Origin of the sequence: Acinetobacter johnsonii, from assembly GCF_048551975.1 — a bacterium.
GTDB lineage: Bacteria > Pseudomonadota > Gammaproteobacteria > Pseudomonadales > Moraxellaceae > Acinetobacter > Acinetobacter johnsonii_A.
In genome coordinates this window covers 1-268 of record NZ_JBIMCF010000249.1, presented here as the reverse complement: position 1 = coordinate 268, position 268 = coordinate 1, and the positions used below count along the sequence as shown (strand labels likewise).

Sequence of the window (268 nt, the reverse complement as noted above, 5' to 3'; positions counted from 1 at the left end):
ACCATGGAAGAACATGAAGACAGGCAGCGTTCCTTTAGTGTTTTCAGGTTTCACGATTTTCAGCTTGATGCTTTGACCTTTAATCTGAATCGTTTTATCAGAGACTTGAGCAGGAGGAAGAACAACGCCTTGCTGAGCTCCAATAAGGACCTGACGAGCTTCTGCTGGAGACATTTGTTCCATAGGCTTGCCATTACCTGAATTTAAGACATCAAGGAACGCTTTAACACCTGCAGTTGGTGCTGGAGCATTAACAGGTTGTGCTGGA

1 pseudogene is annotated in these 268 nt (G+C 44.8%); it reads right to left on the bottom strand.

From position 1 onward, the window contains the following. Positions 1-268, bottom strand: a pseudogene (locus ACG9ZB_RS17405) (alpha/beta hydrolase); the annotation flags it as partial.